This is a genomic window from Shewanella sp. S1-49-MNA-CIBAN-0167, from assembly GCF_040310145.1.
Lineage (GTDB): Bacteria > Pseudomonadota > Gammaproteobacteria > Enterobacterales > Shewanellaceae > Shewanella > Shewanella psychromarinicola.
On record NZ_JBEOPO010000062.1, the window covers coordinates 1 to 14,679 of the forward strand.

At 40.4% G+C, this 14,679-nt stretch carries 11 protein-coding genes and 1 pseudogene; 7 read left to right on the forward strand and 5 right to left on the reverse strand.

Annotated elements, in window-relative coordinates:
- Positions 1-48: 48 nt before the first annotated feature.
- The 5 genes from AAEZ00_RS19705 to AAEZ00_RS19725 all read right to left on the reverse strand — a co-directional run bounded on the left by AAEZ00_RS19705 (position 49) and on the right by AAEZ00_RS19725 (position 8,148).
- On the reverse strand, positions 49-3,771 hold the full coding sequence (locus AAEZ00_RS19705; protein ID WP_351089565.1) for an AAA domain-containing protein: 3,723 nt from the start codon (positions 3,769-3,771) through the stop codon (positions 49-51).
- Positions 3,772-3,839: 68 nt separating this feature from the next.
- Positions 3,840-5,243 carry a restriction endonuclease subunit S gene (locus AAEZ00_RS19710; RefSeq protein WP_351089567.1) on the reverse strand — a complete coding sequence of 468 codons (1,404 nt, stop codon included), beginning with the start codon at positions 5,241-5,243 and terminating at the stop codon, positions 3,840-3,842.
- A complete protein-coding gene (locus AAEZ00_RS19715; protein ID WP_351089569.1) occupies positions 5,233-6,864 on the reverse strand; it encodes a type I restriction-modification system subunit M in 1,632 nt (543 codons plus the stop codon). The genes AAEZ00_RS19710 and AAEZ00_RS19715 overlap by 11 nt, the downstream gene beginning before the upstream one ends.
- A 19-nt stretch (positions 6,865-6,883) precedes the next feature.
- Positions 6,884-7,276 (reverse strand): hypothetical protein, encoded by a 393-nt coding sequence (locus AAEZ00_RS19720; RefSeq protein WP_351089571.1) that lies wholly within the window; start codon positions 7,274-7,276, stop codon positions 6,884-6,886.
- On the reverse strand, positions 7,273-8,148 hold the full coding sequence (locus AAEZ00_RS19725) for a WYL domain-containing protein (protein ID WP_351089573.1): 876 nt from the start codon (positions 8,146-8,148) through the stop codon (positions 7,273-7,275). The genes AAEZ00_RS19720 and AAEZ00_RS19725 overlap by 4 nt, the downstream gene beginning before the upstream one ends.
- A gap of 271 nt (positions 8,149-8,419) precedes the next feature.
- On the opposite strand from AAEZ00_RS19725, the gene AAEZ00_RS19730 reads away from it, so the two are divergent.
- From AAEZ00_RS19730 to AAEZ00_RS19755, 7 genes and pseudogenes are all read left to right on the forward strand, one after another.
- Positions 8,420-8,686, forward strand: coding sequence for a hypothetical protein (locus AAEZ00_RS19730; protein ID WP_351089575.1), 267 nt, complete (start codon positions 8,420-8,422; stop codon positions 8,684-8,686).
- A 517-nt stretch (positions 8,687-9,203) separates the two neighbouring features.
- A complete protein-coding gene (locus tag AAEZ00_RS19735) occupies positions 9,204-10,961 on the forward strand; it encodes a hypothetical protein (RefSeq protein WP_351089577.1) in 1,758 nt (585 codons plus the stop codon).
- A gap of 24 nt (positions 10,962-10,985) precedes the next feature.
- A pseudogene (locus tag AAEZ00_RS22450) lies at positions 10,986-11,141 on the forward strand (SEC-C metal-binding domain-containing protein); the annotation flags it as partial.
- Between the two features lie 21 nt (positions 11,142-11,162).
- The gene (locus tag AAEZ00_RS19740) at positions 11,163-12,212 is read left to right on the forward strand and encodes a hypothetical protein (protein ID WP_502959343.1); all 1,050 of its coding nucleotides are present in this window, start codon (positions 11,163-11,165) and stop codon (positions 12,210-12,212) included.
- Between the two features lie 156 nt (positions 12,213-12,368).
- Positions 12,369-12,740 carry a hypothetical protein gene (locus AAEZ00_RS19745; protein WP_351089581.1) on the forward strand — a complete coding sequence of 124 codons (372 nt, stop codon included), beginning with the start codon at positions 12,369-12,371 and terminating at the stop codon, positions 12,738-12,740.
- Positions 12,741-12,862: 122 nt separating this feature from the next.
- A complete protein-coding gene (locus AAEZ00_RS19750; RefSeq protein ID WP_351089583.1) occupies positions 12,863-13,270 on the forward strand; it encodes a LexA family protein in 408 nt (135 codons plus the stop codon).
- The gene (locus tag AAEZ00_RS19755; RefSeq protein WP_351089585.1) at positions 13,271-14,527 is read left to right on the forward strand and encodes a Y-family DNA polymerase; all 1,257 of its coding nucleotides are present in this window, start codon (positions 13,271-13,273) and stop codon (positions 14,525-14,527) included.
- Positions 14,528-14,679 lie beyond the last annotated feature (152 nt).

Here is a 14,679-nt window from a genome sequence, read left to right on the forward strand (position 1 = left end):
ACCTAACAGATTGTTAAATTTGGCAATCATTCACACGCCAATACATTCTTACTGAGCCAACTGCATAGGCATGTTAATTAATGACTTGCGCTCATTGATTAGTTTACGAAGCTCTTTACGTTGCTTAGGCTCTATCTCTTCATCAGCAAGCTGTGTAACAGCGCTTTGTTGTTCTGCAATAACCGATAAAAGCTGTTTGTCTAACTCAAGAAATGCCTCTACGTATTCTTTTGGCGCTTTTAATGATTTGGCTAATGACATCACCCGATACTTAAGTTGAGTTTCAAACTGCTCAGCTTTTTGGCTCACAATATTACTTGATAAGGTGTCCAGCAAAGCGTTTGAAACCACCGACTCTCGGCGGCTAAATCGGACTACATCAAGAGAAGTGTTCAAACGGTTACAGTGTTTACGGATACGTTCCGCGGCAGTATTCACTGCCTCGTGCGACTGACTTACCAACAAAATTCGTTCAGCGCCTACTTTCTCAAGTAAATAATGCACAAAGGCAGCAATAAACTCAGTTTTACCTGTACCAGGTGGACCTTGTAACATCGACAATGGCCCATGTTGCAGCAACTGTTGAAACGCAATGCGCTGTTTATCATTTAACGTAATCACATTGCCATTGTCATCAACCCGATCATATTCAGCAAAGTCTTCATCTGTGACTTGGTGACCATAATCTATCGGGTCTAATTTACAGTCAGGCTCAAAGTAATCGACTAAATTCTCGATAACAGAATCTTGCTCTATTATCCGAGTGACGGCATTTTTACGTTTGTTGAATGATGACTTGTCAGCTTTACTACGAAAGAAAATAGTATCGCCTTCTTTCAACTTAGTTGCCCGACTTGTAGAGCGCGAAAGCACAATTTTGTTTAAACCAGACCGCGCTAAATTGACCTCGCCTATAAAAAAGTCTTTCTCACCATCAACAATAATCGCCTCAACTTGATCCTTAGCGGTAAACGAATCAAGTACATCCTTTTCGGCTTCATATGAAAGCAGCAGGCTGTCTTTATAATTGCTAGGCTCGTCCGTTAACTCAACAAACGGATGCGACTCTGTCTCGGTATGTAATATCGCATTCCATAAATCGCGAGTCGAAATAGGCTTTACCTTGCTATCGACATCATCAACATTTGATTCTGTAACTATTTCAAGATTGCCATTGCTGGCAGTGGCCTTAGATTCATTGCGTTTAAGGTAAAACTGCTTAACTGCATTTTCAAAACTATATAACTGTTTAACACGCCGAGTTAAGTTAAGCAGATTACTCGCTCGCCCTTGCGTAATATGCAGGGCAAACGGGACCTCGATAACGGCTTTATCAATATCGCGATTAGAGATGCTATTAAGCCTGATAGGTCGCAACCCATGTTCAAATTCAAATTGCGCGCTATTAAAAAACAACTTTTGTACACCACCAAGACCACTAAAACTAATCAGTAATCCGTCTCCTCTAGTATTTTCTTCAAGTAACACATACAGCTTGCCATTGTCAGGATAAATAGTTAAAGGCTCAAAGGTTTCTCTTGGACTACCTATTTCGATGTGAATTGTCTCAATAGTCGGTGTTTGACTGCTTTGCGGATTAAATACTGCTTCTTTAAAGCGAGTTAACTCCTTAAATCCGTAATCGACATCGTTAAACTCTTCCACTATCGCCGTTGCAATAGCACTGGACTGCTCAAGTCCACTTGACCATTCAATCCCCAAAAGTTCTGCGCTGATTTTCATCACCGCATAATTGTCGCGCTCAAATGCTGTACAGTTTTCAGCGTCCAATTGGCTGTATGCTTCGTTATAAACATCTTCAGCATCATGATGAAAATCAAGCATATCAATAATGAAAACGTCACCGTTTTCATCAATAATCACATTATCTGGCTTTAAATCACCATGGGCAAAACCCAATGAGTGCAAATGCATAACATGTGAAATTAAGCTTTTTATAATCTCTTCTTTGCGGTTATACATGGCAAAAGGGTTTAAATGCTCGCCATCTATCCATTCGCTTACTACATACAAAGCACTGTCGCGTGACGTTATGCCAACATCAACAATTTTAGGCATAAAGCTCAACGCTAAGCTTTGTAATTTCTCAACGCGCTCTAGAAAATACAATGCACGAAGCCCAAGGCCAGCAGTAACTTCCGATGGATTAATGTTATTCCAGACTTTTACTAAGCCATGCGCAGCGATATAAACTTCTTTACTGTCTGTTTCCGAAACGAAATTAACTTCTGGGTACAAACGGCTGATTCTGTGGTGTTTAACAAAGCGTTCTAATTGCTTGGTCGAAAACGAAAATTGTTCATCACGATTAGGCTCATTTTTATCTAACGCGTCTAAAAACGCGCCAGCATTAGCGTAACACTTCCCTTCGAAGGCTTGTAACAGAGTGGGCCCAAACCAACTGTCACAATCACTGAGCTCTGCTGCAATCGATTGCTCAAACTTTGGTGTTAAACGTTTTGCGTTAATAATCGCCCAGGCGATAATGGCTAACCGGGATACATCATAGTGATAAGGGCTAGATAGTTGATCGGTTTGCTCATAAACAGAAAGCTCGTCACGAACCACGCCCACGGTTTCTTTCTTGCGCTCAAAGGCTGAAATAAAGTTAGACAATGCGACACGTTGGCCTGTACTTAACCAAACACTGTGTCGTCCTATGTCTCTATGCGCCACATGCAATTGATGTAAGTCAGCAAACCTCGCAACTAACACTTTCACTAAATTGATGCGCTCATCTATCGACAAGTTCTCACCATATGTCGATATAAAATCGTTTAACCGTTCCTGACCATGGGGAAGCTCTACAACTTCATTGTATTGGGTGGTGATTTTTTCTTTAGAGGGAATAGTTAACGACGACACACAATGGCCATATAGCTCGATGTTTTCGCGTTTAATCTTGGTTAATACTTCGCGCTCACGCGAGACTATTTTAAAACGACCATCAGGTGTTTTTGCTTCAAGGTTAGACAGTTTATCAAAGTTCCAGCTGCGAATAATCGCTCGATCATTTTTGTCTGATTCACTTTGTGCTAAAAATTCAGAATAACTTTCTTTAGGATGTTTAAAAATCTCTTCCTGGCCAACCCAACCGTCAACGGTTAGCGGCCTTGCTTCAACCTTTGTGCTATTCAATAGCTTATCTTCAAGCAATGGGATGTCTTGCAATAAAACAGCAGAGGCTGGATGTGGAGTGAAGTGTTGATTAAAGACATGCTCATTTGAACACATTTTACAAAAATCACTTAAGCTAAGCGTTTCTGCAAGCTCGTTCTGTTGCAGCCCTGAGAAATCACTGCTGCCAGTCATCACCACTAAAAAATGCACTCGTGGAATATGGCTACCATTACTAAATTGGCCCTTGAACGGCTTTAGTAATTTATCTAACAGGAACTTTTTATTACGGGTAATTTCAACAGGAGACTTACCCCGGTCGTCATTACCAAAAAACCATTTACCGTCATTAGAGGTAATTGGTAGGCCATTCCAATGCTTCAATTCAATAATCAAAATATTACAATGGGTGACAATCAATAAATCGATTTCGCCCTGCTTATTTTTATTGATAAAGCGAAAGCCAGCATAGCCTTTCCAGCCGTCGTTAAACGGCTTTTTCATAGTTTTGAGAGTGTCTAATCCCTGACCTTTTTTCGCTTGTTTTTTTGGTGCACTCAGTACATTTTTAATTTTTTCAATTGCGTCTATTTCGTGGCGCTCAAGGCCACCTTCCCAGTATTTGATATCCATATTTTACTTCTAGTTAAATTGTTATAACGTTAACCAAGTGGTTAATAATCCGTGCTTTAGGCTAATACTTACATCGTTTCAATACTTTGCACTGCTTCAGAAAGTTGCAACTCACCGGAGATGAGTTTGGGTAGTAAGACGTCTCTTATTTCACTTAATTTGACTATTTGTTCAGTATTTTTTATTTGCTTGAGCAAAAAACCGTCAATAACATCATTGAATTTCGATATGCATTCAATACTTAAAAACGGAACCTTTAATTTATTTAGTGTAGTTTGATTAAGGAGTGGTTGAGCGGCTCCTCCAGCATATTGATTCAAGTCTAAAAACTTTAATTGGTAAAAAACAAACGGGATATGACTTTCAGAAATTTTAGATATTGCAACTATCGTATTATCTGATGACCAAAAATTATATCTACAATATTCAATTGCACCGCAATATGCTCCCACACGACCAACTATAACTGCATTTGTAAAATTAAATTCATTCGTTTTACCGATGACTCCGTTAGCACCATAAATTGGACAAGCTCCCTCATCAGATGATTTTTTTGCTTTACCATTTGCAAACTTAATAAATGCACCTAGCTCTGAAACCTTACCTCCCTTCGGGATCCAGCCGTTGATGCCGACGCTTGGGTCATCGCATTGCTCAAATTCGCTTGGGAATAATCCACGGATACGCTCTGACTCAGTTTGAGTGGTTTGCGGACTGTTCGGTTGCAATACAGTGGCAGACGGTAGTCTTGGCTGCTGCAGTGCAATTTCAGTACCTTGTTGCATCGCATTAGCGCGATGTTGCTGCCTGATCATGGCACGATCTTGCAGTTCATCGGGGAAGTCATCAACAGATAAACCGGTATCGAATGCATTGTCGAAAACCGGGTCAAAATCGACAAACCAGCTTTTAAACAACGCCTGCGCCATTTGCTCTAGGGTTTGGTTAGTTTGTCGGTTTAGTCGTATTTTCTGATCCAGTTGATACAAAGTATTACCGATTAATCCCTGCTGATCGTAAGTTGGAAAATAAAAACATAAATTAAGTACATCACCAACTTTGATACTTGGCTGGGCAGCCCCACGATTTAAATTTGTTAAGCTCGCTCTATTTCCCTTCAGAAGGTAATAAAGAAAATGATTGTCGAAACCACTTTTGGTACGAAGGCCAATAGTATTTTGAATAATAATACATCGTTCTTGCGGGCTTATAGCCACGTTTCCGTAACCATTACCAACTAAGGTGAGTAGAACATCACCCATTTGATTATATTTTCTTATAAATGTGTTGTAGATATCTTTGTCGATAAAACGCTTTATTTTACTTAGCTCAGGTTCACCTTCGCTGATAATTAAGTAATTATCTATTACAGGAATCCCTGCATTTGAATAACAACTTGGGTTTCGCCCCCTATTATCAATTACTAGTTCCGTAATTTCTGAAAGTGAATATTCTTTCCAATTACTCGCCATAACCTATTACCTCCAGGCTATCACGGATAGCTTTATCTAAAGATTCTGCTTGTTTCATTTGGTTATAAAGAGTTTTACTTAGCGAAATCATTTTGGATTCAAAGGAAATGCCATCATCTTCTAAATCAGCTGCGCCAACGTAACGCCCTGGACTTAATACATATTCGTTTGCTTTCATCTCTTCGAGTGTGGCTGACTTACAGTAACCAGCTATATCTTGGTAGCTGTTAGCCTTTGAATCGGACTGTGTATCTGTTGCTTCATCTAACTGAGCTCCTACTAGGGCTTTATTCTCCCCGCGCCAGGTATGGTAAGTTGCGGCAATGTGAGCGATATCTTCGTTAGTGAGCTCTTTGTTGGTACGGCTTATCATGCTGCCCATTTCACGGGCATCAATAAACAAGGTTTCACCCTCGCGGTTACGAAAACCCTTTTGGGGATCTTGTTTCTTATTTTTAGCAATAAACCATAAACACACCGGGATTTGGGTGGTGTAAAACAATTGCCCAGGTAGCGCTATCATGCAATCGACTAAATCATTTTCGAGGATTTTTTGCCTAATAGCCCCTTCACCACTGGTGTTTGAGCTCATGGAACCATTAGCCAATACAAAACCTGCGGTGCCGTGTTCGCTCAGTTTTGAGATCATGTGCATGATCCACGCATAGTTGGCGTTGCCCGTTGGCGGCACATCAAAACCTGCCCAGCGCGGATCATCAACTAATTCGTTTTCGGCGCGCCATTGTTTTTGGTTAAACGGCGGGTTAGCCATAATGTAATCGGCTTTTAAATCTGGGTGTTGGTCTTTAAAAAAGCTGTCACCTGCTACATCACCCAAGTTACCCGAAATACCCCGTACTGCGAGGTTCATCTTAGCTAGCTTGTAAGTGGTATTAGTGTACTCTTGGCCGTAAATCGAAATGTCTTTTTTGTTACCGTTGTGGCTGTCGATAAACTTAAGCGACTGAACAAACATCCCCCCTGAACCACAGCAAGGGTCGTAAATTTTCCCTTTATAAGGCTCTATCATCTCGGCAATCAAGGCCACAATCGATTTTGGCGTATAGAACTCCCCGCCGCCTTTACCTTCGTTAGCAGCAAACTTACCTAAAAAGTATTCGTAAACGCGGCCGACTAAATCTTCTTGAGTCATGTCGCATTCATTGGCAAGGGTTTCAATGTTGTTAATGGTATCGATAAGCGCAGCCAGTTTACTGCTATCAAGCCCTAGGCGTGAAAAGTAATTGTCTGGCAATGCGCCTTTAAGCGACACATTGTTCTTTTCAACGGTATGCAGTGCAGTGTCAATTTTAACTGCGATATCGTCTTGCTTGGCTTGCTTTTGGATAAATGACCAACGCGCATCTTCTGGTAGATAAAATACGTTGTCTTTGGCATAAAACTCGACCATGTCGACATAATCGCCCATGCCGTTATCCATCAACTTGCTGCGCTGTGTTTCAAATTTATCGCTGATAAACTTTAAGAAGATTAAGCTCAAAACAATATGCTTGTATTCGGCAGACTCTACACTACCGCGCAACTTGTTCGCTGCGTCCCATAATGTCTCTTCAAAACCTTTGCTTTTGTCGATGCTTTTAGTTGTTTTAGGCGTTGCCATGTTGATGTATTCCTAATGTTCACACTGAAATAAGTGGAAAAATGGCTGACACAGCCATTGCAGCAACAGCAACCCAAAGGGCGTACCGTGCTGTTATGTTTGATTGTTTGCTTTGCTCAACAGACTGATATGACAAGTAACTGAAATAGGCATTGGCGTTAAGCTGCCAATGTTCAAACTTATTATCCATATTGCTGCTATCAACCGTGGTGTAGGTGATTAAGGTGCCATCACCATTTGGGTCTAAGCAGATATCTCGCATAATTTGCGCTATCCGGCTACGGCCAATACCATTGAGCTCTTTGCTTTTATTCGCGGACTGAACGCTAAACTCTTGCTTCAGTTTGTTTTGCTCAAGAATGTATTCAGTCACCCTCAACACATCTGGTTTTGATTCATTTGATGTCGTCATGGTAAATCCTTGTAACCAGGCGCTATCGTTAAGCTGTTTACATGCTGTAGTTGCTTTGCATTGCTCAACCACAAATGATGCTGACCTCCATTAAGTGAAGCGTCGAGACTACAATCTACATTCCATTGCCTCATTAGGTAGCCTAAAAGCGCCTCTCGCACGTTTAAATCGAGTTTTCCTGCCGTCATAGCGTAATCAAGCTCTATGGCTTTAAAATGTGTTACAGAAGGATGTGGCACGAGTGTAATTGCGTGAATACGATTCCACTGGATATCAGCTTGTTGAGTATGCAATGGGTCTAGCGGTGTTTCGACTGTGGCAATTTGGGTTAATCGTGTGCAAACAAAATCACGAAACTCATTTGATTTTTGATCGAACCCTCGCACATGCCAACGTTGACCATTGTTAGACAAGCTATGCGGAACAATAATACGACGACTCTCACCTGAGGTTATTGATACATATTCACAGCTTATAGCTTGTTGGTTGTTGATAGCCCGCATAATGGCCGCAATAACATCTGATTGAGGATGAATTAAGCGTGTAGCATCAAAACAAATATCTGACGGTGCGACACCATTGGAAAACCCATCACCAAAGCCATTGCATAGGCTGTTAAGGATCGATTCTGGTTCGTGTTCGAACACCGGCGTAAATTCAGCAGTACGGTAGTAAAGCTTGGTTTCGTGCTTTAAGTGGAGGTTTTGGGGTGCAAGCTCTCGATACAGGGTTAAGTCACGCGAGCATGACGCTAAGCCTGTTTTGAAATGATTAACTAGGTCAGCACGAGATATTTGCCCAAAAAATTGCAGACAAAAATCAATAAACGCAAGTCTTTCACGCTGAGCATAGTTGAATTTGGTCAAGTCCATATGAGAGTTCATCTACCTAAATTAACAACATTTTTGTTGTTTATGCGGCTAGGTTACTCCAACTTTGCCAAGAGAACAAACAAATAGAGTCTATCATTTTGATAATATCTATTTGATTACTCCTAACCTAAGGTTATAGTGTATTTATTGCACACTAACTCACCCTACTTTGTTGGTATAAATCACCTGCGTAGTGATTGATGCCGATGTTACTGGGGCGTTTTATACAGGCTTGGTGTGTGACTTACTTAAGACTGACATGGGAGTTTCAATGACCGAACAATCAAACGAGAAAACAGCGCAACATGGCGGCTTCCGTATAGGATCAGGCAGAAAAAGTCGCTATGAAAAAACCATTGTTAAACGAGTCCCTGAAAAATATGTCGATGCAGTAACGCAGTTGATTAAGCATTTAGACGATTGCGAAAAAATAGATAAACATTTCGCACCAGCAGAGTCGGAACCAGTATTTATAAGGTCTTTACAAGATAAGCCACAACAAGTGACATTTACAGTAAAACCCATCAAACGCCTTTGATAGTGTAACGCTTTCAAGCGTTCAAACTTCGTGATTTACAATGCTGACTTTATAAAGGGAGTCATTTGCTCTAACATTTCAACCATAAATACCGACTTGATATCGTGACGATTTCAAAAATAATGCCTTGTTAAAGTGAACACCTCTAAACTAAACACCATGCTTGAATAGTTTGTGCTGCTGGATTAAAGAATATCAGCCTTCAATTGGGGCTTGATATCTAAATCATTTATTTACTAAAGTATGTCAGATCCATTAGAGGTACCTTTTGGACTGTGATGTACTTCTATTACTAGATTAATGACTAGCACTATTCAACTTGGTTTGGAAATATTTTAAATCAAGTCGAAATCATTCTTTTGGCATCTTTAATAGTTTTTATTATTAGTGTCTTATTAGATACTGTAATACGGAGTAGGAAGCCTACTTTCAGATTGTCAGTCTGCTGCATGTTGCATTGAATTAGTTGATGCTCCTAATAAATTAAGCCGTTTGCCACTACAAAGGGTTCTCACTTATGAATCAAGATTGGATTCTCCAAAAAAAAGAAACTCGTCGGACTTTTTCAAAAGCAACTTGGGTGCCTCTGAGAGCGTCTATTGACAATGAGAAAGGAAACGTTAAAAAAATAGGTTATATAAACGAGTTTTTTGGATGTGGCTCTGTCGCTTTTTCGCCAGTTCATCGCGCTGTAGCTGAGAGACTAAGTTGGAATGATATCGGAATAAGTTCAAATATCGCCCCATATGCATACCATGATGGCAACTACTCAACCATAGATGAATATCAATATCAGGATAACGAGCCTATAGGAATACACCTCGTCCTTGAACTATCACTACCTGTTGTTGGGGGACGGCAATGGATCTTGACCCCAGACCTAATTGCTGCGCTTCGGCTCATAAAAGAGGGATCTAATTGGGTAAGACCAGAAGAAAACTTTGTAGTCGTGGCTCGGGAGGTTCTTAATGAAAATGGTGAGCAGACCCTGATAGAAATTAAGAGAGAGTTTCTTCTAGACTATTTGGCGGCTAGAAATTTATCACTTCGGCTATCGTCTTACCGACAAAGACTAGAGAACGTAACGTCACTTGAAACTAGTGAATATGCGGGCTTGGAAGATCATCAGGAAGAGAGAGAACAAGGTCGTTATGAGCTGCTTATTCGAAGTATAAATGATGTATTTGGTGGAAACTGGGCAATGCTTCGTGCTTGGCGAACTGATGTGGATGAAGATGAGGACGCTCCGGTAATGGGGCCAGAAACTAACGACAATACTGGTCATGAAAGCTCTGAAGGAAACAAAGGAGGTTATGATGGTGTTCGAGTAGAAGGTGAGTTCTGGCGGGACGAGTGGATTGAGCACCAAGGTATCAGCAAACGCGTCAGAGGGGATTCTGATCTAAATCTACCACAATTTATAGTCGAGACCGATAGTACGCGCATGGCGTCATCTGAGTTAAATAATGAAGATGTTGGCAGATGGTTGTGGTTTCGTTCAAGTGTTGTAGATGAACTGCTTGGTCTCCGAGGCTTCTCACTTAAATGGTATACAGCCGAGACAGGTGCAATTCAATCCACTTCCGGATTTTCGATTCATTTTGGAATAAATTCCGCTGATTTCATCACCATATATGCTTTTGACATTGCTCGTCTTCCGGCCTGGGAGCAGCACATTTGGGCAGCTCAAAATATTGTCCCTGAAGGAAAGGTTTCCAGTGAATTGTTAGATTCTCAAGTGAAGGCTCAACCAGCGCAAACTCATGCTGTAGAGGAGTTACTTTTCGAAGTGATGGACATGCTCGAGAACGGATTTAAGAAAAAGTTTAATATTGCTCTTTTCTCTCATGACATAGATCGCTCGGAGGCCTTGAAGAAAATATCCAGATTTACAAGTAAGGATCAAGCGTCACTATTAAGGTTAACAAAAGAAATTGTACGTGTTTTTTCTGATAGGCTGAACGTTCAAGAGTTGCGGACGCTGTCAACACACTCCAATAAAGATAAACTTGGTTCAAACAAGCTCTTACAAGACGTATTAGCACAGAAAGTTGGTGCCGACACTGCTCGTAAAGTATTTGGACCAATTGTAGGTGCTTATGATATGCGAATAGGTGATGCTCATCCGACTAGCTCAAAGATCGGAGAGGCTTTAGAGCTTGCTGGAATTAATAATGAAAATTCATTTTTAAAGCAAGGGCAGCAATTAATTTCCAATATTGGACAGTCGATTTGGTTTATTGGCAAAATGTTGTTTGAAAAACCTCAAGAGTGACAAGAGTAACCTTTTGGTATTTCAATGCGCAGCCATCGGACAATTTACGCTACGCTCCAAGATTGCCGCAGAGCGGCTGAGTTAGGAGCTCACAAGGAGTTTAGTTTGTACAATACAAAAATTGGAAGGAATGACTCTTGCTGGTGTGGATCTCGAAAGAAGTATAAAAAATGTCACTTATTTCGCGACAAACAGGAGCCCTTGAAACATTGGGAAGTAAATAAAGAATTTAATAGCGTCAATTTACGAAAAAAATGCTCTTCTCCAGATTCATTTCACGAGCATTGTGCTGGCAATATAATACGAGCGCATACGGTTCCTAAAACAGTAAGCTTAAAGGCTATTGCTGAAGATGGGCATGTTCTGGGGCTTAAAATAAATTTTGAGGCCATAAGGAAAAACAAAGGTAAACCTACTCTTGAAAAAATTGGTATAAACCATGCTTCTACGTTTAACGGCTTTTGCAAATATCATGACGATGTTATTTTTGCGCCATTGGAAAAAGAGCTATTCGACTCTACTCCGAAGCAATGCTTCTTGTTAGCTTATCGTGCTTTCGCACGAGAATATTATGCAAAAGAAAGTGCCCAAGAATTAGCGCCTTTAAGACATAGCGTAGATAAAGGTAAACCTTTAGAAACGCAACAAGATATACAGATGACTAATTTTTTAATCGAGTTGGGTACTAAAACTGCAATTGAAGATCTGAAACATCAAAAACATTACTTTGAACTTGCTTTAGAGGCTGATGACTTTTCTTCCGCAAGAGCTGTAGTCTTTATATTTAATGAAGTCCCGCCTGTGATGGTTTGTGGAGGCATTAACCCAGATTTTGACTTCGATGGTGTGCAACTTCAAGATTTGATGGACTTTACAAAACGTACAGATTACTTATCCGTGACGTCATATTATGATGGGAATAGAGGTATAATTGCATTCTCTTGGTTGAAAAATAGCGATGAAACATGCTGTAAGCTAATGACTTCGCTTTTAAATAAAGAGCAAGAGCAATATGTCCCACTTACTATCCAATATATGTTCAAAAATTTTGAAAATGTTTTTGTATCACCAACATGGTGGAATGAAGCAACTGAAAGTAGTAAGAATAAGCTAATGAAGCTATTTGGAGACAATATCTCTACTGAAATAGCTCCAAATGCAGATGGTATAACTAAGCCGTTAGCTAGTTATGATTTTCCTGTTTTGAGTGAAGTTCTTACTATAGGGTGGACTTTTGAAAGAAACCACTAATCCCTGTTGTTAAAAAAGTCCTAAGCATTTTTATTAAAAATTTGTTCTATCGCACCTAAAAGGCTCACTGGTTTCAAGCCAAGTGGCGAGATATTACTTGTCAAATAGCCATAACACGAAATTTCCACAAAGTGGGCAACACAGGAGTAAGCAAATATGAAGCTCTTAATTGGAATTAGTAAATTTCTATTTTGTGCTATTTTTATTGTTTTAACATTGTCTTTATTTCTTTTCCCTGAAGTCGCTGAAGCTGGTAGAGGTGCTAGTAGAGGTGGAACCCTTTGGTGGATACCTATTGTTATTGTCGGTGGCATTATTTTTTTTATAAATAAAAATACGCCAGAGTTATGGACTCTAATTGTCGCTCATGTTGTATTGTTTTTTGTGTCGTGTCTTGCTGCTATTTTTTTAAAGTGGACTGATTTCATTAATCAAGAAGATACATTTACAGCTGCGGGAGTTATATTCGTTCTTATAGTTATAGGCCTACATTCATCAGGTAAAAACAAAAAGAACTCTTCTAAGTAGAGTGAGTTGTCGCTTACCTAACAATCAAAACAGAGGTATACAACAACCTGCAATATAACAATGCTTGAATCTTTAATCTTTACTGCTAGAATAACTGTACTTATATACAGTGGTATTTTGCAATGAAAGTAATTCCTATACCGGCGCAAGCAGGCATTACAGGTTTTGAAAGCCCAGCGGCTGAATATACTCAGCTAGGTATGAGCTTAGATGATCTGTTAATTGAGCATCCGAGCTCTACCTTTATTGGCATTGCTCAGGGTGAGTCTATGCAAGATGTCGGGATTTTTGATGGTGATATGATCATTGTTGATCGACACGAAACGGCTCGTAATGGTGATGTTATTGTTGCCAATTTTAATGGTGAATTCGTTTGCAAAATACTGGATACAAAACGAAGAGTCCTTCTGTCATCCAATCAACAATACCGGCCAGTTACCATTCATGACTACGATAGTTTTAGTATTGAGGGGGTTGTTACTCGCTCTGTCCGTTGCCATCGACAAAGCCCATTATTGTGTGGTCATTAGATGTTTGCCTTAGTTGATGCTAACTCCTTTTATTGCAGTGCGGAACAAGTCTTTCGACCAGATTGGCGTGGTAAACCCATTATTGTTTTGAGCAATAACGATGGGTGTATTGTGGCAGCTAATAGACAGGCCAAAGAAGCAGGTATTCAAAAGTTTTTGCCTTATTTTCAAGTTAAGGAATTATGCGCTCGACGAGGTGTTATCGTCTGTTCGTCTAACTATGAACTTTATGCAGATTTGTCCAGCAAGATGATGAATATCATCGGCCGCTATGCCCCTGAACAGCATGTTTACTCGATTGATGAAAGCTTTCTCTCCTTCAAAAACACCTACCCTGCGATAAAATGCTTACACACACAAGGCCAACTCATCCGGCGTGCAGTTTGGAAAGAAGCCAGGTTAGCAGTTTGTGTCGGTATAGGTGAAACGCTCACTCTTGCTAAAATAGCGAATCATGCGGCTAAAAAAATTGAGGGCTACGACGGTGTTTGTTTTATTAGTAATGAGCAAGAACGAGTGTCTATTTTACAGATGATACCTGTTGGTGATGTTTGGGGCATTGGCCGTCGAATAAGCAAAAAACTTGAGTTGATGAATATTAGAACGGCATTGCAGTTAGCATCGATGCCACCGGCACTTGCAAGGAAACAGTTCAGTATTGAAATAGAGCGTACAGTTCGTGAGCTCAACGGACAAGCGTGTAAAGCGTGGGATGAAGCAAGAGAGGATAAAAAGCAAATATTCTCAACCAGAAGCGTTGGTGAGCGTATTACAGACTATGAATCACTATTGCAGGCACTGAGTAAACATGTTGGTATTGCAGCAGCCAAAGCGCGTAAACAAGGTACAAACTGTAAGACAATGCTTTTATTTGCAAGCAGCTCACCCCACGATGAGCGTCCTGTGAGTTACAAAGCCATAGTGCACTTCCCTTGCCCAACAAATTGTACTTTAGCACTCACTAAAGGGATGAGTGATGCTGCATTTAGACTATTTCGTGAAAATGTACGTTATTACCGCATTGGTGTAGGGCTTATCGATCTCCTGAGTGAAAAGTTTAACCAATTTGATTTGTTTAACCAACCGACCAGTAACCCAGCACTTATGAGCACTTTGGACTTGATTAACCACAAGTACGGCAATGACACTGTATTTTTAGCCGCTCAAGGGATAGAGCATAAATGGGCAATGCGTCGTGACTTATTAACCCCTCAATACACAACAAAATGGCGCTGTGTACCGCAAATAAAATGCTGAAAGCATTTCTCACAAACATGTTTATGACTTTAATTGTAAGACGACAATTAAGTTTGCTCTCTTTCGACACATTTCTGTCGGATAAGCGGCACCTGTTGCCAAGTGCCGCTCTCCTAAGAACCGTACGTGCAACTTTCACTGCATACGGCTCA

What these genes read in the sequence shown, in the direction of transcription:
- AAEZ00_RS19705 (WP_351089565.1), bottom strand. Translation starts at nt 3,771, where the DNA reads ATGGATATCAAATACTGGGAAGGTGGCCTTGAGCGCCACGAAATAGAC.
- AAEZ00_RS19710 (WP_351089567.1), bottom strand. Translation starts at nt 5,243, where the DNA reads ATGGCGAGTAATTGGAAAGAATATTCACTTTCAGAAATTACGGAACTA.
- AAEZ00_RS19715 (WP_351089569.1), bottom strand. Translation starts at nt 6,864, where the DNA reads ATGGCAACGCCTAAAACAACTAAAAGCATCGACAAAAGCAAAGGTTTT.
- AAEZ00_RS19720 (WP_351089571.1), bottom strand. Translation starts at nt 7,276, where the DNA reads ATGACGACATCAAATGAATCAAAACCAGATGTGTTGAGGGTGACTGAA.
- AAEZ00_RS19725 (WP_351089573.1), bottom strand. Translation starts at nt 8,148, where the DNA reads ATGGACTTGACCAAATTCAACTATGCTCAGCGTGAAAGACTTGCGTTT.
- AAEZ00_RS19730 (WP_351089575.1), top strand. Translation starts at nt 8,420, where the DNA reads ATGACCGAACAATCAAACGAGAAAACAGCGCAACATGGCGGCTTCCGT.
- AAEZ00_RS19735 (WP_351089577.1), top strand. Translation starts at nt 9,204, where the DNA reads ATGAATCAAGATTGGATTCTCCAAAAAAAAGAAACTCGTCGGACTTTT.
- AAEZ00_RS19745 (WP_351089581.1), top strand. Translation starts at nt 12,369, where the DNA reads ATGAAGCTCTTAATTGGAATTAGTAAATTTCTATTTTGTGCTATTTTT.
- AAEZ00_RS19750 (WP_351089583.1), top strand. Translation starts at nt 12,863, where the DNA reads ATGAAAGTAATTCCTATACCGGCGCAAGCAGGCATTACAGGTTTTGAA.
- AAEZ00_RS19755 (WP_351089585.1), top strand. Translation starts at nt 13,271, where the DNA reads ATGTTTGCCTTAGTTGATGCTAACTCCTTTTATTGCAGTGCGGAACAA.